The organism is Streptomyces sp. B1866 (genome assembly GCF_031932565.1).
In the GTDB taxonomy this organism is placed as follows: domain Bacteria; phylum Actinomycetota; class Actinomycetes; order Streptomycetales; family Streptomycetaceae; genus Streptomyces.
Window position 1 is genome coordinate 1 of sequence record NZ_JAVSCF010000012.1, and the last position, 20,500, is coordinate 20,500.

Genomic DNA, 20,500 nt, shown 5'->3' on the forward strand with positions numbered 1-20,500 from the left:
GGGGTTGCCCCCAACACGCTTTCCAAGTCTCCACGCCGCTGTCCAGGTCAGTCCGCGCGCGTCCTGACCTGGAGCGGGAGCGACCTGCGCGGGACTTCTGAACGCCTCTGGACGGGGGTGAATGAGACCAGAACTGAGACCACGGCCCACAGGCTGACGGCTGGCTCTGCCCGTGTGAGAGTGGGTTCTGGCTCAACTTCTGTGACGCGGCCACTCTGAGTGACAGCCGGACCTCTTCGAGCCGTACGCGAAGTCGCCCGAAAATGACCCGTCGGCTCGGCGGTTGGGCTGACATTCCGCTCGGGCGCGGTCGAAGGTCATGTCAACCGGATCAAGATGCTCAAGCGACAGATGTTCGGCCGAGCAGGGTTCCAACTTCTTCGCAAACGCGTCCTATTGGCGTGACGGAGAGTGGCCGCGTCACAGAAGTTGAGCCAGAACCGGAACTCGCGAACAAAGCCAGAGGACCTACACCTACGGCCCTCCCGTGTGCGGGTTCGAGGCGGCGCGGGTGGCCCGCGGCAGCTCCCGTACGAGACCGGTGTCCCGGCGCACGCCGAGCCCGGGCGGGGGTCAGCACTGGTCGCTCGGGGCGCCGCCCAGCACGTTGCCCGCCTTGCGGCGCAGGGCGCCCCAGCGGGCCTCGTGGCGCAGGAAGCGGCGCTCGGCGCGGGCCGCGGCCCCGGGGCGGCGCCGGTAGAGGCGGCCGGCCCACGGCGAGCCGGGCCGGGCCAGCCGCAGCGCGCCCACCAGCGCCAGGAACGGCACCAGCACCCCGAAGACGGCGACCATGCGCTTGCCCTTGAGCAGGCAGATCAGGACCAGGACGAAGTTGCCGATCGCAGTGGTGATCAGGTCGGCGCGGCCGGTGCGCTCGCCGGTACCCACGTCGTTGACCCCCAGCGGCGAGAAGCCGACCAGCAGCACGGTCAGCATCGCGACCGTCACCACCACGATCTCCACGCTCTTGCGGCCCTGCTCGGACCAGTAGACGTCCTGCAGGTACAGGATCAGCGCGAACTCGTCGAGCACCAGGCCGGCGCCGATGCCGAACACCACCGCCGTCACCGACGCGGCCCATCCGCGCCCGCCCAGCGCGACCCCGCCGAAGCCGCCGACGCACATCAGCACCACGCCGGGCACCATATGGTGGACGTGGTGGCCGCCGCTTGACGTGACGTCGTGAAAGGGCCCGCGGCCGGCCCGGATCATCCGCGTGACGAACCGGGTCATGGCGAAGGTCACCATGAACGCCACCAGCGCCAGCAGCAGCGGCAGCTTCCCCGGCTCGACGATGTTGCGGTACCACCAGTCGCCCATGGCCCCTCGCGCCCCGTCAGCTCAGGGTCAGCGGAACGACGAACGCCAGGGCCACCAGCGTGCCCAGCGCGAAGCAGCCGATGACGGCCGGCCAAGCGGCACGTTTCAGGGACGCGAGGTCCTGCCTGAATCTCCTGCGCAGGCTGTGCCGGCTGGGGTCGGCGGACACCTCGGCCCGCAGGTGCCGAGTGAAGTACCGCAGCACTCGGGCCGCCCGGCGAGGCCGCGGGGCGCTTCCGGCGTCGCCCTGGATGTCGGGGAAACCGGTCGGGGAGCGCACGGCGTCCGCGGCGGCCATCCGCCGGCGGGCGCCCCACACCGCGGCCCCTACGTCGTCGACGCGGGCGTCGGCGTCAGAGGGGCTGCCGCAGCGGCCCTTGCCGCTTTCCCCGGCAGCGCTGTCCTGACAGCGGCGGTGACTACTGCCACCGCCGCTGTCACCGCTGTCACCGCTGACAAGCACCATGGCAGTACCGTAGGGCGGGGTGAGCGCCGAGCTCCGCAGGCAGCCACCCGATTCATCCGGAAGGTCCTCCCCGGGAGGCCGGCGGCTCGGTCACGGCGGGGTCGCGCCGGATCGTCCGCCGTCGAGGGCGGCGGGACCCCGTGCGGCGGGGCCGTGACCGGCGGGCCCATGCGCGGCGGGGCCGTGCCAGAAGGCGCGCAGGGCGGTGACGAGGGCCTCGGGGGCCTCCTCGGCGATGTGGTGGCCGGAGTCGACCGGGCCCCCGGTGAGCGTGCCGCCCGCCCAGTCGCGGCATACGGCCAGCACGTCGCCGTACAGGTCGACCATGTCGTCGCGGGTGGCCCACAGCACCTGGAGCGGGCAGCCGACGCGGTGCGCGGCCCGCTGGTCGGCCTCGTCGTGCTCCCGGTCGACTCCGAGGCCGGCCCGGTAGTCCTCGCACATGGCGTGCACGGTGGCCCGTCGCGGATCGCGTGCCGGTAGTCCTCGTACGCCTCGGCGCCCATCTCCTCGGGGGCGGCCCGGTACCAGGCGTCGGGGTCGGCGTTGATGACCCGCTCAAACAGCGACTTCGACGCGGTGACCGCCGGACTGACCACCGACTGGAACTCCGGCCCGGTCGAAGGAGCAGTCAACCGGATCATGCTCAAACGGCAGATGTTCGGACGCGCCGGATTCCTGCTCCTCCGGAAACGCGTTCTCCTCGCGTGACCTTGGGCGACCGGCTCACAGAACTTGCGCCAGACCCTGAGAGTGGACAGCGTTTGTCCATCGGTTGGGGAGGTAGCCGGGCTGGCAGCCGAACGCCGGGTCGCAATGCTCGCCTCCGTCGGCCACAGCAACCGGGAAATCGCGGATCGGCCCTATATCACGGTCAGCACCGTCGAGCAGCACCTGACTCGCGTATACCGCAAACTCGGCGTCAGGCGCCGCACCGACCTGCCGGTGAGCCGGTAGACGACGATGGCGGAGCCCACTCGCCAAACCGTACCGCATGTGCCGATTGGCAGTGCCGCTGACTCCCTCCTGCTCACGGCGTACGGGCCCTACTGGCTGCGGCGCCGTAACGGAAGAGATAGATCACGAAGGCCCTGGTTCATTTTGGGACGGTCCGGCCCGCGTCCCGCCCCGGTCAGGCAGGAAAGCGAGTTGTCAGAGTCCGCGGTCCCCGTCGGCTCGCCCGGCGGCCGCGGTCGTGGACCGCCCTTTCGACGTGTGCTGACCTATTGGGTTCAGGACATCGCGCCTCTGGGCGTCAGCGAGAACACCCTCTCCGGCTACGAGGTCGCCGTCCGTGTTCACCTCATCCCCGGCCTCGGCGCACACCGGCTGGAGAAGCTGCGCCCGGAGCACCTGGAGCGCTTCTACCGGAAGATGCAGGACACCGGCAGTGCGGCCGGTACCGCCCACCAGGCCCACCGCACCCTCCGCGTGGCCCTTGGCGAGGCGGTCCGCCGGGGGCACCTCACCGTCAACGTGGCCAAGATCGCCAAGGCTCCGAGGCTGGACGAGGAGGAGGTCGAGCCCTTCAGCGTCGAGGAGGTCCAGGCGCTCCTCCTGGCGGCGGGCAGGCGGCGCAACTCCGCCCGCTGGGTCTTCGCTCTCGCCCTCGGCCTGCAGCAGGGCGAGGCGCTGGGTCTCCAGGCGGGAGACCACCAAGCGCTACCAGTACGTCACCGACCCGATGCTGCACAACGTCGCCGAGAAGGCCGACGGACTGCTGTGGGCTGCGGCAGCCGGGCCCGAGGCCCTGGGCGAAGGCGCGGCCTGAACGGTAACTGAGACCAGGACTGAGACCACGGGACGACGATGACCCGGGCCGCTCAGGCGGTCCGGGCCGTCGTTTGCCCTGGTCAGGCAGGGTGCGGAGGATACGAGATTCGAACTCGTGAGGGGTTGCCCCCAACACGCTTTCCAACTGTTCGCGGTGGTGTCCGGGAACGGTCGCCGGGGTCCTGACTTGGGGCGGAGCCGCCTTGGCCACGAGCTTCGGACGGGGCTGAACGCAGGTGAACGCAACTGGAACTGCAACTACGCTCTGGCTCCTCCAACGAGCCCTGAGCCGCGCAGAGATGCCCGTGTGTCTCCGGCGCCTTTCTGAAGCATCACCGCATCCCCGAGTATCATCAGGCAGCCGTCGACCTTGCGACGGCGAGGTGTGCGCGGCTTGTGGCGCTCCAGCATGCCGGGAACCTGTTCCCGGAAGGTGCGTAGCAACGCGCGCCCCGCGCACCAGGCGCCGCAGCGGTACTCGGAGCACCGCGCGGCGGCTGTTCACCGGCACATCGGTCGCTCCGAGCCATTGGTAACCATGCACCCGCCTCGTACAGTGCCCCGCAGCCCAGGCACAGCCGCCCAAGCCGATGTCTGCGCCTCCGCCGCAATCCCCTCGCCCGACCGACCACTCAACCGTCACCACCGAAGTGAGAACAAGCCGCTCGTCCGACAGGCCCCTGCGAGCTATGCCATGACCATGCCATTCACTTGATCAACATCTACAACGCTACCCTCCGGAGCATGGGGGTCATACCGGCGAGGCGTGAGCCGCGGTGGCGGCACCTCGGATAGTGCGGATGGTCTACCAGTGGGAAAACTCCGAAAGCCCGTGATCAAGCATTCATGCTGGCCATCATGCAACCAAATCATGGTTCCCCTGGGCAAGACTTGCGAGCCTGAGCACACGGTCTTGGAGGGTGAGACTATGGCTTTCACCGGACACGTTCTGATTTGCGTATTTATGATGGTGAGCACTGGCCATGACATCTCTCTTTCGCGTACCGTGTATAAGCACCTGGAGGTCGGCTCGGAACAGAGTTGGTACGGTCACGAACGTGCCTGCATCCAGCATAGGAGCATCCCGCTGCTGTCACGAGCACGATGGGCCATAGCGATTGATGCCGATCTTCAGGGTTCCGAGGCTCCAGGAACTGGCCAGGTGAGGGTGGTGCGCTTCAACGGCGCGTCCGCCCAAGCGCCTGCGCAGATGCCCGGCCTTGGTGCAAACTGCTGTCAGCGAGTCGAGCCGGGAGGTGGCACAGGCGTGAGCGAGACTTACCCCTACGAGCAACTGGATGGACGACGATTCCAAAGGCTGGTGCAAAGTCTCGTTACTGCAGACCATCCGCGCGTCCAGTGCTTCCCTACCTCTGGTCCTGACGGCGGGCGCGACGCAGTAGTCATGCGGCACCTTGCGGGCCATGAATCTCTAGTAGACGGGATCGTTTACCAAGTCAAATTTCGCGAGCCCACTCCTCATGGCATGCCCACTGCTAACGACCTGTATGAATGGGTTCTGGGCCATCTCAAAAAGGAAGCCGAAAAGATCGCTGTTCTCGCTTCACGAGGAGCTAGAGAGTTTATCTTCGTCTCGAACGTCAGCGCCTCAGGGCATCTTGGCGTTGGCCTACGTGATCGTGTTCAGAAATGGGCCGAGGAACACCTAAAATTGCCCACCACGTTTTGGTGGCGAGACGATATCGACGCCAGGCTCGACCGAAATTCTGATCTAGTCTTTAAGTTCATGCTCTTTCGTGGACCTGATTCCGTGCGCGCCTACTTCCAGCAAATATTCAATGAGAATAAGATCGGTTCCCACGGTATTCGGACCGCTGCACGGAACAACGCGGTTACCGCCCTCATGCTCTACCTAGCAGACCGGTACCAAGAAGAGGAATCACTCCGCTTCAAACAAGCAGATCTGGATATGCCGGTCCTCGAGTTCTTTGTCGATGTCGCCGTTGACGTACACCCTCAAGCATTCACACAAAGCCGAGAAGACGCACTTCGTCACTCCTTTTCTCAGGTCATGAGGAATCGCGCGGCTACCCAGCGGTCGCGCGACGCAGGACTGAGTGTAGCTCCGCAAACCGACCGTCATACAGGGCCCGGTGCTGCAGAATTAATTCAAAGTCAGGTCTTCTCTGAAAATTTTAAGCGAATTGTCATCGAGGGAGTACCCGGCCAAGGGAAGTCTACACTGACGCAGTTTTTGGGTCAGGTTAATCGAGCTCTCATTCTGGGGCGAACTGAAGACCTCTCTGTGATGCCTGAGTATCTTCAGTCTGCGCCACTGCGCTTGCCGCTACGTATCGAGCTGCGTCATTTTTCCTCTTGGCTACAAGGAGGAACTCCCTGGTCAGTCCCAGAAGAAAAGAGGGTGAAGTCCATCGAGGCGTATCTTGCCGCACACATCAGCTATTCAACTGGCGGCCTCGAATTTTCTCCTAACGACCTAACCTCGATTATTTCTGCAACGCCTACCATTCTCATGTTGGACGGCCTCGACGAGGTAGTAGACATCGATGTACGGTCAGAAATCGTCAAGATTGCTGAGTCTTTCACCAAAAGACTCAGTACTATTGGGGCAGATCTGCAGGTCCTAGTAACAAGTCGACCCTCCGCATTCTCCAAGTCTCCTGTCTTCTCGCATAGCGAATTTCTGTATCTGACCCTTGAAGATTTGTCCGCTAACTTGATCGACGGCTACACGGCTTCCTGGATCAAAAGGAAAAGAATATCGCATCAGGAGGCGCGAGAATTCTCAGAGGTCCTTCGCGGTTGCTTGTCTCAACCCCACGTTGCCGACCTCGCGCGCAATCCCATGCAATTGGCCATCCTGCTATGGCTCGTTTACGTAAAAGGGTGGTCGCTTCCAGACAAGCGCACCGCTCTTTATGAAGCTTACATGACAACCTTCATGGATAGGGAGGCCGATAAGAACCTCGTAGTTCGACAGTATAGAGAGCCGCTACTAGAATTGCACGGATACCTCGGATGGATCCTGCACTCGCGGGCAGAGGTGGACACTGGCGGCAGCTCAGGGGACATCGCTCTGGCTGACCTTAAGATTTTGATGCGAGAATATTTCGAGCGAGAAGAGGGGCCAGTAGATCTCGTCGACCAGCTTTTTCATGGAGTTCAGCGTGTATTTGTCCTAGTTGAACGAATTGAGGGTCGCTTCGAGTTTGAAGTTCAGCCCCTCAGAGAATTCTTCGCGGCTCGGCATCTGTATAAGACAGCCCCACACTACAGTAATGCCGTTGAGGTTTATGGTTCTCGCCCTGACCGCCTCGAAGCACTGATACGCAACCCGTACTGGATGAACGTCGCGAGATTCTTCTGTGGTTGGTATGACAAGGGGGAGCTCGCAGACCTTTCTCGTCGACTGGAAGACCTGTGTAGCGATCCAAGCTACGAGTACCTGCATCATCCTAGGGCGCTGATTAGTAGGCTGCTGGGTGATTATGTAACGGCAGCCTCTCGACGAGACACAAAGCAACTCGTGCGCCAACTCACAGACGCACTGAGCCTCCGACTCTTGCAGTATAAGGCGGCGATCTCCCGGCGCTCCGATGGGTCCCCTAGTCTCATCATTCCTCGAGAAGCCGGGCTGTCTGCTCTGATCGATAGTGCGAGGAGTGTCTTGCGGCATTGCAGCGCTGATGAGGTCATGTACGATATGGCCCGATTCATTGCTACTCAAGACCAACCCGCAGACCGTTGTGCCTGGTGGCTAGAGGAAATGCCGAGTGAGCCTCGAGAAGTAGAGGAATGGCTGCGCCGTGGAGTTGCCTCCCACTCGTTGTCAGGTCTGTCAACGGATATTGTGGAACCATTGCTGAACACGGCTACCGAAAATCGTATGGCGTGGGGCAGGGGTGTCGAGGCTGGGCGCTTCGACGTAGCGTGCCTGAACCCTCGGAATATGGAGCGGTATCTTGGCGCTTTGGCAGAAGGCCACGTGACCCTATCTGCGCCAGATACTGCAGAAGGTCGCTTTGCTGAAGCCCTGAACCGTAGTGTTGCTGCAAGCCACTATGATCCGCGCTGGTACAATCTTAAAGCTGAAGTACCTGTTCTTCTTGGTGTCTCGGCAGAGGTCGATGAGCGTATAAGTGAACTCAGAGTACTTTTGGGTGCTGGCAGTTCACCTCCTGTCTATGAACGGCACGGTCCCAAAGAGCTCGGCGATCGAGCCGAGTTGGTGAGGAAGCACATAGGCGAAGGCTGGGCAGCTTGGAGGCTAGCTTTTTACTCTGGTTTCGGACGCCAAGGTAAAGAGCTAGTGGATTTCTGTGATCAAAGCGCTTCATTGACTCTTCGGGCATCAACGGCTTGGAAACTTCGGGACGACCGTGGATATTGGAGATCGCAATTCCATCGGGACGTTCCCTTGTGGGATAGGGCGGCTTTGATGACAGCTTTCCTATGTCTGGCCCCCGCCTCCATAATGGCCGAACTGCAGCCAATATTTCGACGAGAATGGGAGCGGACGGAGCCATGGGTGGTTCACAGGGTTATCCGATTCGCTGATTCGTACTCGCAGAAGCGTCCGAGCGGTAAAGTTTCGCCGATCCTCAAGCTGGCCGTTGGCGATGTAGAAGATTTGGGTATAGCAGACTGTCCATGCCTGGCCTCTTCCTTTGAGCCGAGGATGGGCGAAATGGTCGTGCGCGACTTGTATGAAAAAGTGCGAGATCTCCCCATCTGTGATCGCCATCGCGAAATCGATACGGCGTTCAGGCTTAGTCGTGAGCTCAAATTGATGAGCGTGCGAAAATTCGGAGAGCAGGAGCTCCTGAAGGTTGGGCAACTTTACAACCAGGCGAGAAGTGGCCTCATCTATTCAGATGGAGTTTACCGTCTCGGATTCGGGCGGCGAATGACTGATGGGCAAGCTTCGCAAATTGTTTCGGATCCACTTCGGTACCCGATGCTTTTGCTCGCCTCGGCGGAGGAGAGGTTGAGTTTGAGTGTCATGAAAAACCTACCCTCCATGGAGGAAACCGCCAGAGTAGGTCAGTGGTTCAAGATTATCGGCAATTAAAATGCCGGTCCTGTGATGGTATGGCTGTCGATTAGCTTGACCGGCGGTATCCAACGGGCGCTTGTATGGGAAGTCATATGCGCCAGATGTCGCTAGAAAGCCGCTTGCTGGGGTGAAGAAGGGGAGGCGCCGTGGCACATGGCTCGTCTGTGGGATAGGAATACGAAGTTGCAGACTACCCATTTACTGCGTGAGTAGATGGAGCCGAAGGACTTTTAGTCGCTGATCCGTACCCGCCTGAAGTGAAAATCTGAGAGCGGGCTCGGGCCTCGCGCATTGCTGCGTGTCGCGTCCTTGCTCGTATGGGTATAGGGACGGCTGGCTCGCCATTGATCACGGCAAGAGACGAACGGTAACCGTTCTACCGACACCTAGCATCCAAGCCTAGCCATGGCCCGTAGCCTTGTAGCTACCTGGACATCAGCGGCGCAATGGCCGACGGCCCGGCGAAGTCGGTGGCGAGGGCGTCCATGATGACCTCGTCGCAGACCTGGCCGAGCCAGTATCCGGCCTGGCGGAGGGCGCCGACGGGCCGGAAACCGGCCTTCTCGTAGGCGCGGACGCCGGCCTTGTTGGGGGCGAGGACCTTCAGCCAGACCATCCGCAGGTTGGTGATGTGGAACGCGTAGTCGAGGACGAGCCGGGTTGCCTGGGTGCCGAGGCCGCGTCCGCGTGCTTCGGGGGCGAGCATGATCACGTACTCGGCGGTGCGGACGGACTCGTCGGGCAGGAGGGTGGCGACACCGGCGGGGACGGGCTCGCCGGCGCTGAGGTCGTAGATGGTGAAGCGGATGTTGTCGCCCCGGAGTTGGTGGGCCATGCCCTCGGTGCGGGACTCCAGGGATTCGGGCTGCTGGCGGCCGTAACCGACGAGGAGAGCCGGGTCCTGTTCCCAGCGCCAGTACGTCTCGACGAGGTCGGCGCGGTAAGGGCCGAGCGCGCAAGTGTCGGTGCCGATCCACAGAATCGGGTCAGAGCTGTCGGTGCTGATGGCGGGCTCCAATGGTGAGGGCTGGAGTGTAGGCGAGGGTCGAGGGTGGCTCGGCGGCCGGTGTGCCGTCCTCAGTCTGCACCCAGGCGTGCAGGCGGACGGGATCGGGAGCGACGCCGTGGCACCACGTGACGGCCAGGCGGCGGGTGGCCAGAAGCAGCACGGCGGCGGCGGACTCCTCCAGACAGGCGGTCCGTGCTGGTGAGTGCCACCCGGCGCGTCGGACGGCGAGTACCGCGGCGTTCGCCTGGTGGAGGGTAGCGGGACGACGAGCGGTTGACGCGGCGGTTCTCAGGGCTGACGTGATGCGGAGGAGGGCGGTGCGTGAGCTGCCTGCCCGCTTGATGGCGAGTACCGCGGCGAGGGCGGCGCTCGCGGCGAGAGTGAGGGTGGAGTCGGGCCGGGTTGTGCCGGCGGGATGCTCCGCGCTGCCCCAGCTCGCGGCGGCGGCCCTGGCCTTGACGGGGGGTGACCAGGGCGCGGGCGCAGGCGTCGGGGTGAGGAGGCCGGCGGTGAGAAGCCGGGCGCCGAGGGCAGACGGCATGGTGTCGAGGCGTCCGGTGGCGGCTGCCTGGTGCCAGAAGGCGGCGGCTGCGGGCAGGAGGCACTGGACGCGGCCGGCGCGGTAATCGACCAGGGCCAGGACGTGCTCGAAGTCGAGCGCCCGTACGTGGCTGGGAGCGGTGGCGAAGCGAGGCAGGTCAGCCATGCGTGCTCGCTACGGGTGCGCTGGTCCAGGCTGGGGCAGGGCTGCGGTGGTGTGCGGTGAGCCAGGCTTCCACGGTCAGGGCTTGCTCGATGGCGGCCAGCGGCATGGGAATGCCTGCGGCGGCCTCCCGAAGGGCCTGCCGGAAGCGGGCCGGGTTGATCAAGCCGAGGTCGGCCAGGTGGCCGTCGGTGAGGGTCATGAGGGCGGGCAGGTTGGCGCGCAGGCCGGCGTAGTGGTCGGCGTCGAAGCTGCCTTTGGTCGTGCGGGCGGCGACGGCCGGTGGCAGGAGGCCGGACATGGCTTGGACGAGCAGGGGCTTGTAGGTGTGCACGGGCGGGCGCTGGTCGAGTGGGGTTCGCAGCACGGCGTCGACGACCGGGGGATCGAGGAACGGGTTGTGGAGGTCGATGCCGGAGGCTTCGGCGAGCTGGGCATCGGCCACGGCGGTGCGGGCGATTTCGCGGATCTCGTCTACGAGGACCCGTACCGAGGCGTCCAGTCTCGGTAGTGCGTCCGGCGCGGCGGTGGCCTTCTCCGCCGCCTCGGCCAGGAGGGTACGGGCTGCCGGCTCGGCCCAGGCGGGGAACGGCAGGAGCGGGAACCAGCGGACCTTCCCGTGGTCGTCGCGACCGGGATCGCCGATGCTGCGCGCGAGGTCGGCCAGGGCTCGGTGGCGGCTGGTCCTGGACATCCTGACCGAGTCGCGCAGGATGGGCAGTACCGCCTGGTGGCGGAGCCTGGCCCAGCCGAACGCCTCGCCCGCCGCCCGCCGCCAGCGGCGGTGCCTGATCAAGTCGGCGAGGTGGGCGGGCGGTTGGAAGAGGACGCTGTCACCGCCGTCACCGGTCAGGTGGGTACGCGCCCCGAGCTGCGATCGCATCCACTGGAGCTGGCCGGTCAGCCGGGCCTGGGTCAGCGTGGAGGGAGCCGGTTCGTCGGTGGCCGGAACGGACGTGATGCGGGTGTAAGGCAGGTGCTCGGTGGTCATCGGCAGCAGATGGTGCGTGACGCACCCGGAGTAGGCGTCCGCGGTCAGGAAGGCGTACCGGAGGTCCGCGCCGAAGGTGTCGCCCTCGGGGTGGATGGTGACGGCGTCGAGACGGTGGGACTGAGAGAGGGCGTTCGCGGCCAGGACCGCGACGGAGGTCGAGTCCAGCCCGCCGGACACGTCACACGACAGGTCGGGATCTGCTGCGGCTCTCAGGGCTACCGCGTCGGTCAGGGCGTCGCGAAGTCGCAGGAAGGGCGGCCGGGCCGGGTCCGGGTCCGGCCGCCACAAAGTGGTCTGACGCGGGCTGCTGCCGTCGCTGGGCAGCGTGGTCCGACTGCCGGGAGGCAGTTGCTCAACCCCGGTGAAGAATGTGCCCGTTCCGGCCAGCGTGGGCACCGAGGGAAGTAAGACCGAGCAGGCGATCCGGCCGGTGTTCAGGTCGGCCTCGGTGAGCGAAGCCAGGAACCGGGCAGAGCTGCACCACGCCCATCCGCTCTCGTAGGCGCTGACGTAGACGGGCCGGGCGGAAGCCGGGTCGGTGTGCACCGCCACGGCGTCCTCGGTCTCCTCGACGACCGCGTACGCGCCCGGCCACCGCCAGGCGATGTCGTCCGGCAGCACCCTGTCAGCCAGGTGGCGCGTCTCGACGTCACTGGCACCGCACCAGCCCAGAATCAGGACGCGTCGCCGACCGTCCCGGGAGGCCACCCCACGAACGGGACCGTCCCCGAGCGTCCAGGCCGCCAGCCCGGAGGCGATGGGGGCCGCGCCCTTCGGCCTGGGCCAGGGGCCGCAGGAGCTGAAACCACCGAAGATCACTTGTTCCTCCAAGGAAGGGCTGTACGGGGGAGTGGTGCGGCCCCGCTGTCGGGGCCGCACCACACCGGCCGGTTCAGCAGTTGTAGGCGCGGCGCTTGTCCTCGCTCCGGCCGCTGCCCTGTCCCTCGGTGAGAACGGCCGCGTCGCCGAGCTCGACGGGCAGCAGCTGGTCCTCGGTGGTGGTGTCGGCGTTCGGCAGGTCGCTCATGGCGATCCCCTTCCTCGGTTTGGAATGTGGATGGTGTTGCTGTCCGGCCTGCCCGAGGACGTGGTCGTCGGACGGGCCGGAGACTGAAGCGGCCTGTCAGCACGCCCGGAGGGCAGTCAGTGCCGACCGGCTTCTCGGGCCCCATACCGTCGGCGGCTGCTCGTTGGCGGGCGCGCCGGAGTCGGCGTACTCGTGGCACCGGGCACAGAAGCGGTAGTGGTGGCGACGGGGTGCGAAGACCTTGGCCGTGAAGTCGTCGTCCCAGACGCTGAACTCGCTGTCGTCCTTGGCCATCGCGTTGAAGCAGCGGTAGCAGGAGCCGTCGAGTTCGATCATCAGGTGCTGGTCGAGGTAGCGGGCGCACCGCCCGCCCAGCTCGTTGGCGGGCTGCCCGACGTCGATGTGGTGGACGTAGTTGGTGACGTGGACGGCCCCGTTCGAGGCGCACAGGTCAGCGAGCTCGGCGAGCCGGTGTGCGGCGATGCCTTCGAGGACGCTGTTGACTACGACGGTCTTCCCGGCCGCGCGCAGCACGGGGACGATGGCGTGGACCTCGGCGTAGTTGCCGTGTTCGTCGTCGCAGCCGATGAGTACGCGGTCGTAGTAGTCGAGGGTGACGTCCAGGAGCCGTTTGTTGCGGGCCAGGGTGATGGCGTTGGTGCCCAGCACCGTCGTCCTGTCGGGCAAGCGGGCGCGGGCGATGCGGCTGAGGGCGGGGAAGTCGCGGTGAACGGTGGGTTCGCCGCCGTTGATGTGCAGGAGCTGGAAGGGGACCGTCTCCAGGCGGTCCAGGATCGCGGAGAAGGTCTCCAGCGGCATGTTCGCGCCCCGGGCGCCGTCGGCGAAGATGCAGAATCCGCAGGACCGGTTGCACTTCGTCGTGATTTTGATCTTGGCTGTGGTCAGGGTCCGGGCCCCGGGGGTCTCGGTCGGCATGGCGTGGCTTTCTGGGAGCACGGGCGTTAGGCGGCGGGGAGGCTCAGGAAGTCCTCCACGAGGTGTCGGTGCCGTCGCCAGGCGGTCAGGGTGCGCCGGAGGACGACGGGGGTGGTGGGTTCGGTTGGCAGCAGGTCGGCCATGCGGGCGGTGAGCCGCTGGCCTGCGGTCGCCTCGTCTCCGGCCAGTGAGCGCAGGAGGCTGGCGGCGGCGCGTAGCTCCTTGGCCTCCCGCGCGATGAGGTAGCCGGTGGCGGTGTCGGCGGGCGGGTCGAGGTAGTACAGCCAGCGGGCCATGCGTACGCGGAGCATGCCGACGGCCATGGTCCAGGCCACGGAGCGGGATTCGGCGGTCTCTTCCGCGGGCGGCGGCGTGTCGGCCCCGGTGGGAACGTGGCGCAGGGCAGCGTCGAGGGCGCGGTGCGCGGTGGCCAGGAGCTCGTGCGGGGGCTCGTGCGGGGTGGCATCCTGTGCCGCGCCGCTGGCATGGCGTAGGAAGGACTCGGCGTACGGTTCGAGGCCGGCCGGGCGCCACTGGGCGAGGGCGGCGGACTTTCCCGGGCAGCGGGTGCGGGTGGCCAGCGCGGCGGCGGCGAACCAGCAAGGGGCGAGGTAGTGCCAGGCCACGCAGTGGCGCTGGTAGCCGGGCAGGTCCCGGGCGACGTTGTCGGCGTGGTCGTCTGTGAGTCGGTAACGGCCGTGCAGGCGAGCGTCGAGGATCGCGCAGTAGAAGCGCTCGTCCAGGCTGCTCCACGGGACCATCTGCGCGTGGGACTTCCAGCGATGGAAGGTGCGCTGGTGCCCGCTGATCAGGGTCCAGGTGGCCAGTTCGGGAGGGGAGACGCGGCGGCGGTCGACTTCGGAGACCGTGAACGCGTAGCCGGGCGGGTGTTCCAGCAGGCGTCGGTTGGCCGGGTCGCGGGCGACGGCGGCGGTGTGGGCGGCGGCCAGGCGCTCGTTCCACTCGTGCCAGTCGGCGGGAGCGCTGTGCAGAGGACGCGCAGGTCGAGGTCGGAGTGCGGGGCGAGCAGGTCGGCGCTCTGCCACTTGTGCGTGAGCATGGCGAGGGCCAGTCCGTGGTGCAGCAGCTCGTGCTCGTAGCGGGCGCTGAGCGCGGCGTACAGCGGGGCGGCTTCGAGCGGGGCCTGGGCGGTCACCGCACCTCCCCGGGGGAGGGTTGGCCGGCGCGCGCGGCGCAGGGCTGGGCGGCTCCGGCGCGGGCCAGTGGCAGCAGCGCGGGTGTGTCCCGGCGACGCTCCACGCGGTCCCAGCGCAGGTCGTAGTCGACGTGGTGGACGCCCGGCCATGCTTCGTTGGTGTCGCGTTCGAGGATGGCGCGGAAGAGGTGAGCGAAGGCGTCGGGGAGCGTGGCGTCCGCAAGGCGGGGCTTGAGGGCGATGTCGCGGTTGCGCAGGACGCAGGGGCGGGCCAGTCCGGTGGGTGTGATCTTGATGCGGTTGGCGTCGGAGCAGGTGGCGCAGCTCGTGTTGGCGATGAAGCCGATCGACCCGGCCCAGCCGTCGGGGCGGAGGTAACGGCCGGGGCTGCGCACCCCGAGTGCCGTACGGTCGACCTCTCCCGCGTCGGCGAACCAGCGTGCCAGGTACGGGCGGACCTCCGCCTCGGAGACGAACTCGGTAGGGAAGAGGGCTCCGGCCGGTCCGATGTTCTGGAGTTCGATGAGGCGCACGGCGACCGGCAGCGTCCTGGCGAGGGCGGCGACCCGTAGCGCGTCGCGTAGGTGGGAGCGCAGGAGCACGCAGTTGACCTTCACCTGGACACCGCACGCGAGGGCGACGTCGATCGCGGCCCTCGCCCGGGCGGGGTCGCCGCCGCCCATGACGGCGGCCGATCGCCGCGGGTCGAGGCTGTGCAGGCTGACGTTGAGGTGGGTGAGCCCGGCCCGGCGGAGCCGGTCGACGGTCAGCCCTCGGCGGAGGTTGCCGTGGCTGGTCATGCCGACCGCCGCTCCGGGGCCCAGGCCGCCCGCGATCGCGGCCAGCAGGTCGAGGATGTCGCCGCGCAGGGTCGGTTCGCCGCCGGAGCAGTGGGCTTTCCGTACGCGCCAGGTGCCGGCTTCGCGGGCGATGGCCGCGTAGTCGTCCACCGTGAGCGGACGGCCCTTGGGACCGTAGTCCGGCATGCGGCGGGGCGCGCAGAAGACGCAGTCCAGGTCGCACACGGAGTTGAGGGCGAAGGTCAGGTAGGGGTGGTTGCGGCCGGTGGCGGCGAAGTCGGTCAGCAGGGCGTGACGAGCGGCGGCGGGCATCGGTCAGCCCCCTTCGCGCCGGTGGCGGGTCGCGGGCGCGGTGACCAGGCCCTTGAGCGGCCATCCGGAGAGGTAGCGGTGCAGGTTGTCGGCGAAGAACGCCACGGCGCCGTCCATGTAGCCGCGGGAGAGCGTCGAGCTCTTGGGAGTGAGGACGACCCGCGGGTGGTGCCGCAGCGGATGGTCCAGGGGAAGGGGCTGCGGGTCGGTCACGTCCAGGGCCGCTCCGAGGAGACGTCCCGACTCAAGGGTGTGCAGCAGCGCGGAGTGGTCCACGGTGGCGGCCCGGCCCAGGTTGAGGAACATCGCTCCGGGCTTGAACGCGGTGAAGAATTCGGCGCTGAAGTAGCCCCTGGTGTCGTCGGTGGCCGGGAGCAGGTTGACCACCACGTCGCCACGGGCGATGGCCCGTCGGGCCTGGTCCGCGCCCATCCAGGTGATGCCCTCGATCGTGTCGGGCGGCGGCGTGCGGCGCACTCCGATGACGTTCATGCCGAACGCGCGGGCCGCGCTGGCGAGGTGGGAGCCGATGCTGCCGCAGCCGACGATGGTCATGGTGGCGTCGGCCAGGTCGAAGAACTCCTCCGCCAGCCGGTCCCTCCACACGAGGTCGGTCCGCTGAAGGCGGCTGCTGACGAACAGGCCGCGGGAGAAGCCGAGGACCAGGCCCATGGCGTGCTCGGCCATGGGGCGGCCGTGGAAGCCGTACGAGCGGGTCAGCGCCACGCCGGCCGCTTCGGCCTCGGCGACCGGCAGGTGGTCCGTACCGGCCGCCGGGGAGGCGATCCACTCCAGGTGCGGGGCCAGCGGGAACCACTCGGCGGCGAATCGCCGGCCCAGGTAGACGTGCACGTCCTTGAGCTGGTCGGCCACCGCGCCGGAGTCGACGATACGGAACTCGGCGTCCGGGAAGTCGGACCGCAGGGACGCCTCGTGATCCGGGGACAGCCGCCAGACGTCGTGCGGGGAGGGCAGGCAGACCAGCACGACGGGGCTCATCGGCTACCGCCTTCTCCTGACGTGGCGGCGTGCGGCCACCGCGCGGGCTGCATGAGCACCGTGCTCTCTCCTCCTCGGGACAGGCCGGATCAGTCGCCGCGCCGTGCGGCTTCGGCGTCTGGGGTACGGGCGGAGCCGGACAGGCGGCACCAGGCGCGGGTGGTCGCCGCGCCGATGTCCAGGGACCAGGCGGCGGACAGGGCCTGCATGATCCACAGCCCTCGACCGTGTTCCGCGTCGGCCTCCGGCAGGGCTGCCCGGGCAGGGCGTGGCGCGCGGCGGCATCCGCCGTCGGTGACCGTGATCTCCACGGTGGCCGTGCCGCGGGGCTCCGCCGCCCACTCCACCGCGAGGATCAGCGGCGGGCTGCCGTGCTGCACCGCGTTGGTGGCCGCCTCCGAACTGGCGAGCTGGGCGTCGTCCACAAGGCCGGACAGCTTGTTGGCCTTCAGGGCGACGGCCACCGCGCCGCGCGCGGCGTCGGCTGCCAGGGGGCCGAACGGCAGATCCATGATCAAGCACCCGGCGGAGCGGTCGTCCGCGCAGCGGGGGTCCGGTTCGGGCTCCGTCCGCCCGGCGGGCGCGGGTCGGAGGTGCGTAGGGGAGACGGCCGAAAGGTGTTTCACGATCCGACCTCCCTTCTGACGTTCGCTCTGACGTCCGTCGCGCCGTGGAGAAGGCCGCGCGCCTTCCGCCGTATCTCCAGGAGATCCGACGGGCAGGGGGCGCGAGGAGCGGATCAGGCGGTCAACTCGGTCAACTTCCGCCGATGGCGGCCCTGCGGCCGATCGCGGGCGTCACCATGGACGGGTTCGCGTTCAGGGAAGCGTCGGCACCACGAGGTGGTCTGTGATGGGTGTACGGCCAGGTCAACCGAACGCCGCGCTGGCCGGTTGCCTGGACGAGCTGGGCTGGAGCCCCAAGGCTCTCGCCCGCAAGCTCAACCGGGTGTTCGGCGTCGGAACGGTGACCGAGTCGGCGCCGTACCACTGGCGCGACAGCGGAGGCGTACCCCGTTCGCCCCTGCCAGCCATGGCCGCGTACGTGCTATCCCAGGAGCTGGGCAGGGTCGTATCGGTGGCCGAGCTGTGGCAGGGCCGCGCGGCGGAGTCCCCGATGCTCGTACCGGCCGATACCGACCTCACCGGCCCCTGGACCGTCGAAGGCTTAAGGAAGATCGTGGAGAACTGGGTGCTGGGAGGGCTCGTCGACCGCCGACGTTTCCTGGCGGTCTCGGGTTCCGGCCTGACGGCGATCGTCTCCCAGTACCTCGACGGCACCGCCGGGCGAGGCGCTTACACGCCCCGCTTGACCGGCGGCGCGTCGGCCGACCCGCTGGTGGAGCAGGTCGAACACAACGTGCCGCGGCTCCAACTCCTCGACGACGAGCACGGTGGCGCCCGGCACCTGCCGTACGTCGGCGCCCAGTTCCGGGCCGTGGGCCTGCTGCTGCGCGAAGGCGGCCACCCGTCGGCGGCGGCGTCCCGCCTGATCCGGGCCTTCGCCGAGATCGGGCAGCTCGCGGGGTGGATGGCCTTCGACGCCGCCGATCACGGACTCGCCCAGCGGTACTTCGCCACCGCACTGCGGGCTGCCCACCAGGTGAACGACCTGCCGCTGTCCGCCCACATCCTCGCCGACCTGTCCTTCCAGGCGGCCAGCCGGCACCACCCCGCCGACGCGATCGCGCTCGGCGAGGCCGCCCGCCGCGCCAGCGAGGCCGCCCCCGTCACCGTACGGGCGTCGGTCCTGTCGCGGCTGGCCTACGCGTACGCGGTCGCGGGCCGGGCCACCGACTTCACCCGCACCCGGGACACGGCCCGCGAGCTGATCGAACGACGCGGCAGCGGCGATGAACCGCGCTGGATGTACTTCCTCACCGACAACCACCTCGACTGCCAGGCGGGATACGCCCTCATCCACCTGGGCCGCGCCCAGCAGCGCAGCGGGGCCACCTCGTCGGCCCGAAGCTGGCTCGCCGAGGGTTCGACCCTGCTGGACACGGGCGCGCACACAGTCGACCGAGGGGACCCGAGCCAGCGGCGTGCCCTGTTCGAGGGAGCGTGGCTGGCGCTCGGCCACAGCGCTCGCGGCGAACTCGAACTGGCCTGCCAGGTGGGCCAGACCGCCGCCGCGCGGCTGGAGACGGTCCGCTCCCCGCGCAGCGCGGCCCTGCTCCACCAGCTCGCCACCGACCTGCGGCGGCGCCAGCGCAATCCGTACGTCCGGGGCTTCCTCCCGCAGCTCGAAGAGGCGCTGTCCCGGCACCCGGCGGGCGTTGCGCACGGGTCTGGGTAGGGTCGTTGCCATGGACACGGAGGAGGGCGTTGTCGTCGTCGGGGCGGGCGTGGCGGGGCTGACGGCGGCTGTCCTGCTGGCGGAGTCCGGGTGGCGCGTGCGGGTGGTCGCGGAGGAGGTCCCGGGGAGGACGTCCTTGGCGGCGGGGGCGATGTGGGGGCCGTACCTGGTCGAGCCGAAGGACAAGGTCGACCGGTGGAGCCGCCACTCCCTGGAGGTCTTCCGCGAGCTGGCCGGTGATCCGGCCACCGGGGTCCGCCTGGTCGGCGGCATCGAGGCATCGCGGCACGCTGAGGCGCCGCCGGAGTGGGCGACGGCGCTGCCGGGCTTCCGGCCGTGCGAGGGCGAGGAATTGCCGGTGGGCTTCCGGTCCGGGTACCGGTTCACGGTGCCGCTGATCGACATGCCGGTCTACCTGGGGTACCTCCTGCGGCGGCTGCGGGCGGCCGGGGGGAGGGTGGAGCGGCGCAGGGTCGGCTCACTTGGGGAGGTGGGGGCGGCGTCGGTGATCGTGAACTGTGCGGGGCTGGGTGCTCGGGAGCTGGTGCCGGACGCGGGTCTGCGGCCGGTCCGGGGGCAGCACGTGGTGGTCGCCAATCCGGGGCTGACCGACTTCTTCTCCGAGGACACGGGTCTGTCGCCGGACCTGCTGTGCATCTACCCGCAGGGGCAGACGGTCGTGCTGGGCGGGACCGCCGTCGACGGGGAGGGCAGCCTGGCCCCGGACGCGAAGGCCGCGGCGGCGATCGTGGAGCGGTGCGCGGCGGTCGAGCCCCGGCTGGCCGGTTCCCGGGTTCTTGAGCATCGGGTCGGGGCCCGGCCGACGCGGGACGCTGTGCGGGTGGAGGCGGAGCGGTTGCCGAGCGGGCGGCTGGTGGTGCACAACTACGGGCACGGCGGGGCCGGGGTGACGTTGTCGTGGGGGTGCGCGGCCCGGATTCGAGAACTGGCCATTCGACCTGACAACGAGTCTCACGCTTGCTCATGGTGGTGACGCCCCCGGAAGAAGGCTCGGTTCGAAGCAGCGAAAATGCAACACGACGCCAAAAAGCAGAATTATTCAAGCTCAAGTACGGCCGATATTGCGTCGACGACTCTCTCTAGGAAGTTAATGCTGTCGCGGACCATTGCTTCGCCGATAGGGTATCTCGATCGTGGTGGAGTGGGATCTGTGTCAGCTGCGTGGACGATCTTATTTCGGCGATCGACAATTAGTTTTAGTTGGCGTTTGACATCTTCGGGCTTCGTTTCGAGTTGCCTCGCTGTTTCTGTCCAGATAGAGACATCGCTCACTAACCGAAAGGCATCGGCTACTTTATCGGGCTGCTGGAAACTTAGATAGCCGTGCTGCTCACGGATCTCCTGTTCCAGCCAAGCAGCTCCACCAACAGTGAGCGCTGCACTCACAGACGCTAAGCTAACACGAAACTTGTCGTACCCATTGGCGCGCCGGTGTTGCCCCAATTGCGTAGCGATCATCCGCGCACGCACTTCTTCATGAACATAATGATCGAAGGCGCTGACGCCTTGAACGAGTGCAGATCTTAGCAAATCATCGGTGTTGATAACTGCCGTAACTTGCGCTCTCAGTGCAGAAGCAGTCGCGATCAGATCTCTTGCGTACGTGATATTTTGCTTGAATAGCAGAACTTCAGGAGTTGGCACGGCG

The 20,500-nt window shown here is 67.2% G+C and carries 16 protein-coding genes and 3 pseudogenes; 6 read left to right on the forward strand and 13 right to left on the reverse strand.

The window, feature by feature from the left end; all coding sequences use genetic code 11:
• Positions 1-573: 573 nt before the first annotated feature.
• The 3 genes and pseudogenes from RKE29_RS03810 to RKE29_RS03820 all read right to left on the reverse strand — a co-directional run.
• Complete coding sequence (locus tag RKE29_RS03810) at positions 574-1,320, reverse strand: hypothetical protein (protein ID WP_312003572.1); 747 nt, start codon at positions 1,318-1,320, stop codon at positions 574-576.
• Between the two features lie 16 nt (positions 1,321-1,336).
• The gene (locus tag RKE29_RS03815) at positions 1,337-1,786 is read right to left on the reverse strand and encodes a hypothetical protein (protein ID WP_312003573.1); all 450 of its coding nucleotides are present in this window, start codon (positions 1,784-1,786) and stop codon (positions 1,337-1,339) included.
• Between the two features lie 90 nt (positions 1,787-1,876).
• A pseudogene (locus tag RKE29_RS03820) lies at positions 1,877-2,346 on the reverse strand (alpha/beta hydrolase); the annotation flags it as partial.
• Between RKE29_RS03820 and RKE29_RS03825 the strand changes: the two are divergent.
• The 4 genes and pseudogenes from RKE29_RS03825 (at position 2,336) to RKE29_RS03840 (ending at position 8,612) form a co-directional block, all read left to right on the forward strand.
• Positions 2,336-2,497 (forward strand): hypothetical protein, encoded by a 162-nt coding sequence (locus tag RKE29_RS03825; protein WP_312003611.1) that lies wholly within the window; start codon positions 2,336-2,338, stop codon positions 2,495-2,497. The pseudogene RKE29_RS03820 and the gene RKE29_RS03825 sit on opposite strands and share 11 nt — an antisense overlap.
• 87 nt (positions 2,498-2,584) lie before the next feature.
• Positions 2,585-2,743, forward strand: a pseudogene (locus RKE29_RS03830) (helix-turn-helix transcriptional regulator); the annotation flags it as partial.
• Positions 2,744-3,004: 261 nt separating this feature from the next.
• Positions 3,005-3,430: pseudogene (locus RKE29_RS03835) on the forward strand (tyrosine-type recombinase/integrase); the annotation flags it as partial.
• Between the two features lie 1,396 nt (positions 3,431-4,826).
• Positions 4,827-8,612, forward strand: a complete 3,786-nt coding sequence (locus RKE29_RS03840) for a hypothetical protein (RefSeq protein ID WP_312003574.1) — start codon at positions 4,827-4,829, stop codon at positions 8,610-8,612.
• Positions 8,613-9,021: 409 nt separating this feature from the next.
• Here RKE29_RS03840 and RKE29_RS03845 read toward each other — a convergent pair whose 3' ends face one another.
• The 9 genes from RKE29_RS03845 to RKE29_RS03885 form a co-directional block, all read right to left on the reverse strand.
• Positions 9,022-9,615, reverse strand: a complete 594-nt coding sequence (locus RKE29_RS03845; protein ID WP_312003575.1) for a GNAT family protein — start codon at positions 9,613-9,615, stop codon at positions 9,022-9,024.
• Positions 9,584-10,312 (reverse strand): lasso peptide biosynthesis B2 protein, encoded by a 729-nt coding sequence (locus tag RKE29_RS03850; protein ID WP_312003576.1) that lies wholly within the window; start codon positions 10,310-10,312, stop codon positions 9,584-9,586. Before RKE29_RS03850 ends, RKE29_RS03845 begins: the two co-directional genes overlap by 32 nt.
• Positions 10,305-12,134: an albusnodin/ikarugamycin family macrolactam cyclase gene (locus RKE29_RS03855; protein ID WP_312003577.1), complete on the reverse strand. Its 1,830-nt coding sequence runs from the start codon at positions 12,132-12,134 to the stop codon at positions 10,305-10,307. Before RKE29_RS03855 ends, RKE29_RS03850 begins: the two co-directional genes overlap by 8 nt.
• Positions 12,135-12,195: 61 nt before the next feature.
• Positions 12,196-12,330, reverse strand: coding sequence for an albusnodin family lasso peptide (locus RKE29_RS03860; protein ID WP_312003578.1), 135 nt, complete (start codon positions 12,328-12,330; stop codon positions 12,196-12,198).
• A gap of 96 nt (positions 12,331-12,426) precedes the next feature.
• On the reverse strand, positions 12,427-13,266 hold the full coding sequence (locus RKE29_RS03865) for a radical SAM protein (protein ID WP_312003579.1): 840 nt from the start codon (positions 13,264-13,266) through the stop codon (positions 12,427-12,429).
• A gap of 26 nt (positions 13,267-13,292) precedes the next feature.
• Entirely contained in the window at positions 13,293-14,312 is a 1,020-nt protein-coding gene (locus tag RKE29_RS03870) for a hypothetical protein (RefSeq protein WP_312003580.1), read from the reverse strand.
• 106 nt (positions 14,313-14,418) lie between these two features.
• On the reverse strand, positions 14,419-15,534 hold the full coding sequence (locus RKE29_RS03875; RefSeq protein ID WP_312003581.1) for a GTP 3',8-cyclase MoaA: 1,116 nt from the start codon (positions 15,532-15,534) through the stop codon (positions 14,419-14,421).
• Positions 15,535-15,537: 3 nt separating this feature from the next.
• A complete protein-coding gene (locus RKE29_RS03880) occupies positions 15,538-16,533 on the reverse strand; it encodes a D-2-hydroxyacid dehydrogenase (protein WP_312003582.1) in 996 nt (331 codons plus the stop codon).
• An 89-nt stretch (positions 16,534-16,622) separates the two neighbouring features.
• Positions 16,623-17,045, reverse strand: a complete 423-nt coding sequence (locus RKE29_RS03885) for an ATP-binding protein (RefSeq protein ID WP_312003583.1) — start codon at positions 17,043-17,045, stop codon at positions 16,623-16,625.
• Positions 17,046-17,385: 340 nt separating this feature from the next.
• On the opposite strand from RKE29_RS03885, the gene RKE29_RS03890 reads away from it, so the two are divergent.
• Together RKE29_RS03890 and RKE29_RS03895 are read left to right on the forward strand one after the other, a co-directional pair.
• Entirely contained in the window at positions 17,386-18,831 is a 1,446-nt protein-coding gene (locus RKE29_RS03890) for a carph-isopro domain-containing protein (RefSeq protein ID WP_312003584.1), read from the forward strand.
• Between the two features lie 10 nt (positions 18,832-18,841).
• Complete coding sequence (locus RKE29_RS03895) at positions 18,842-19,825, forward strand: FAD-dependent oxidoreductase (RefSeq protein ID WP_312003585.1); 984 nt, start codon at positions 18,842-18,844, stop codon at positions 19,823-19,825.
• A 62-nt stretch (positions 19,826-19,887) separates the two neighbouring features.
• Here RKE29_RS03895 and RKE29_RS03900 read toward each other — a convergent pair whose 3' ends face one another.
• Positions 19,888-20,496 (reverse strand): hypothetical protein, encoded by a 609-nt coding sequence (locus RKE29_RS03900; RefSeq protein WP_312003586.1) that lies wholly within the window; start codon positions 20,494-20,496, stop codon positions 19,888-19,890.
• Between the last annotated feature and the right edge of the window lie 4 nt (positions 20,497-20,500).

Coding starts and splice junctions, on each gene's coding strand:
- RKE29_RS03880 (WP_312003582.1), bottom strand. CDS start 16,533: ATGAGCCCCGTCGTGCTGGTCTGCCTGCCCTCCCCGCACGACGTCTGG.
- RKE29_RS03885 (WP_312003583.1), bottom strand. CDS start 17,045: ATGGATCTGCCGTTCGGCCCCCTGGCAGCCGACGCCGCGCGCGGCGCG.
- RKE29_RS03895 (WP_312003585.1), top strand. CDS start 18,842: ATGGACACGGAGGAGGGCGTTGTCGTCGTCGGGGCGGGCGTGGCGGGG.
- RKE29_RS03875 (WP_312003581.1), bottom strand. CDS start 15,534: ATGCCCGCCGCCGCTCGTCACGCCCTGCTGACCGACTTCGCCGCCACC.
- RKE29_RS03890 (WP_312003584.1), top strand. CDS start 17,386: ATGGGTGTACGGCCAGGTCAACCGAACGCCGCGCTGGCCGGTTGCCTG.
- RKE29_RS03825 (WP_312003611.1), top strand. CDS start 2,336: ATGACCCGCTCAAACAGCGACTTCGACGCGGTGACCGCCGGACTGACC.
- RKE29_RS03810 (WP_312003572.1), bottom strand. CDS start 1,320: ATGGGCGACTGGTGGTACCGCAACATCGTCGAGCCGGGGAAGCTGCCG.
- RKE29_RS03850 (WP_312003576.1), bottom strand. CDS start 10,312: ATGGCTGACCTGCCTCGCTTCGCCACCGCTCCCAGCCACGTACGGGCG.
- RKE29_RS03865 (WP_312003579.1), bottom strand. CDS start 13,266: ATGCCGACCGAGACCCCCGGGGCCCGGACCCTGACCACAGCCAAGATC.
- RKE29_RS03815 (WP_312003573.1), bottom strand. CDS start 1,786: ATGGTGCTTGTCAGCGGTGACAGCGGTGACAGCGGCGGTGGCAGTAGT.
- RKE29_RS03860 (WP_312003578.1), bottom strand. CDS start 12,330: ATGAGCGACCTGCCGAACGCCGACACCACCACCGAGGACCAGCTGCTG.